This is a genomic window from Nonomuraea turkmeniaca, assembly GCF_005889735.1.
Lineage (GTDB): Bacteria > Actinomycetota > Actinomycetes > Streptosporangiales > Streptosporangiaceae > Nonomuraea > Nonomuraea turkmeniaca.
The window spans coordinates 1-2,600 of the sequence record NZ_VCKY01000483.1; the positions used below are offsets into that span (position 1 = coordinate 1).

Here is a 2,600-nt window from a genome sequence, read left to right on the forward strand (position 1 = left end):
AGCCCCCGGTCCACCAGCCCGAACCGCCGGGCCGGATGCGACGCCAGGTGCACGACGGCCTGCTCCCACGTCCAGTCGCCCAGCTCCCTGACGTGCCGTCCGAGGAACCTGGCGAACGCCCCGTATCCGCGCGGATGCGGATGCCCGCCCACATAGATGCCGTCGGAGCCGCCGGTGTGCGAAGGGTGGCGCAACATCCGGCGTACGGACTCCTCGCCCGCGGGCCCCTCGTCGGGGCGGGCGAACACGACGCCCGCCTCCAGGCGCGTCTCCGTCAGGAGCCGGCGGCAGAGCTCGCCCGGCTCGACCCCCGCCCGCTCGGCCGCCGCCACCATGGTCAGCCCCTCGGTCCACTCCATGCCGGGGGCATGCGAGACGGTCAGCCGGGGCCACGAGTCGGCCAGCGTCGCCCACCAGCCGTCCAACTCCCCGGAGGCGATCATCTCCAGCGCGCGGTCCGGCTCGGCGCCCGGCACGGACGGCGGCAGCGCGTACATGGCCAGGATCGTGTTGCCCCGCAGGTAGGGGTAGGTGTCGAAGGTCAGGTCGACGTCCCTGGCCAGCGCGTTCTCGACCAGTGGCAACAGCACGTCGGCGGGTCCGTGCAGGTGGGAGACGTGCACGGCAGCGCCGGAGCGGCCGGCGATCTCGACGACCTCGGCCATGCCCACCCCGGCGCCGGCGCCGTAGGCCCGCATGTGGGTGACGTAGGGGAGGCCGCCGAGCGGCTCGCACAACGCGGCCAGCTCCTCGGCGGTGGCGTAGCGTCCCGGCAGGTATTCGAGCCCGCTCGACAGCCCGGCCGCGCCCTCCGACAGGCCGCGCTCGACGTGCCGCAGCATCTTCGCCAGGTCGTCCGGCGAGGCCGGATCGGGCGACGGGCCCATGACGTCGTAGCGGATCGTGCCGTGGGGGAGCAGGTAGGCCGTGTTGACCGCGACCGCGCGGTCGTAGGAGCGGAGCAATTCGCCCACCGTCAGCGGCCCCTCGACCGGCGCATCGGCGGACCGCGCCCGCCGGCTCGGCGGCGCGGCGGACCGCGCCCGCTCAGCCGATGGACCGCCGCCCGGCGAGCTCCGGACCGGGGAGCCGTTGACGGCGGCGAAGTAGCGTGCCGCGTAGGCGACGGTCTCGGCCGATCCGGGCGCGAAGGACAGCCCGTCCTGCCCGAGCACGAACGTCGTCACCCCCTGCCGCAACGCCGCCTGCTGCACCGCCGGGTCGAAGACGGCCGCGTCGCCGTGGGCGTGGCAGTCCACGAAGCCCGGTGCGACGAACCGCCCCGCCGCGTCGACCACGGTCTCCGCCTCCGCGCCGTCCAGCCGGCCGACCGCGGCAATCTGATCGCCGCGGATCGCCACGTCCGCCCGGTACGGCGGGGCGCCTGTCCCGTCGAGCACCCGTCCACCGCTGATGACTACGTCGAACCTCACCTCAAGATTCAATCAGAGCGCGACGGCACCCCTGCGCACGAGACCGACTTGTCGATCGGCCGCGCGGCCAGCAGGTCCCGCGCCTGGGCGCGGGCCACGTTCCAGCCGTTCCACGCGTCGGGCCGTTCCAGCCCGTTCGCCTTGACGACGTCGGCCAGCACGCAGCTGCGCTGCGGCTCCGGCAGCCGGTCCAGGGCCGGCACGGCCTCCGCGCCGAGGTTCCCCAGGTAGTCGGAGTCCATCTTGGTGACGCCGCGCACCTCCACCTGCGTGTACGCGACCCGCAGGTCGGGGTTCACGATCGCGAACGCGCCCAGGCCGAGCCCGGTGACCAGGACGATCGTCCGCGGCAGCCAGCCGGAGCCGCGGCCCGCGAGACGTACCGACCCGGCCAGCAGCACGAGGGCGAACACCGTGCCGAGCCACCAGACCGTGGCCTGTACGGTGATCCGCAGCCTGGACAGGCCGTAGGCCTCGGTGTAGAGGTTCATGCGGTGCAGGGCCGAGGCCAGCACCACCATCGTCAGCCCGCAGAGCACGCCGAGCAGGCAGGCCAGCACCCAGCGCTCGCGGCGTTCGGTCTTGAGCAGCCCGCCGGCCACCGCGACCATGCCGAGCACGAACATGCTGACCACCACGAGCTGGAAGAACCCCTCCCGGGCGTACTCCGCGTAGGTCAGCCCCGCCGTCTTCAGCACCCATGTGTTGCCGCCGAACAACGCGGTGATCTGCACGGCGACGAACGACGCGAACAGCAGGTTCACCGCCGTGAGCGGGACGATCCAGATGCTCTTGCTCACCGTGAACTTGGTCTCCGGGCCCACGGGATCGACCACCGGCCTGAGTGCCACCAGCACCACGGCCGCCAGCAACACGGCGAAGACCGCGAACAGGAAGACGCGCATCGGCGCCGACTCGGCCCAGTCCGGCGCGGTGGTCAGCCGCTCCACGTAGGAGGCGAACACCGCGTCCGCCGAGCTGAACAGCAGCCCGAACACCAGCAGCAACACCGCCGTGATGCCCAGCGCGGCCAGCATCGGCATGACCCGCCGCCGCGCTGTCAGCTTCTTCATCGGGATGGCCAGGAACCACGGCACCGGGCCGAGCGCCAGCAGCACGGACACGCCGCCCCTGATCACGCCCAGCCACCCGGCGCCCGCCCCCGAC

At 73.1% G+C, this 2,600-nt stretch carries 2 protein-coding genes; both read right to left on the reverse strand.

What is annotated here, in order from left to right:
- On the reverse strand, positions 1 to 1,433 hold a 1,433-nt coding region (locus ETD86_RS53815; protein WP_138674304.1), incomplete at its 3' end, for an N-acyl-D-amino-acid deacylase family protein.
- An 8-nt stretch (positions 1,434 to 1,441) separates the two neighbouring features.
- Positions 1,442 to 2,600, reverse strand: a 1,159-nt coding sequence (locus ETD86_RS53820; protein WP_138674305.1) for a DUF4153 domain-containing protein, incomplete at its 5' end; no start/stop codon positions are given.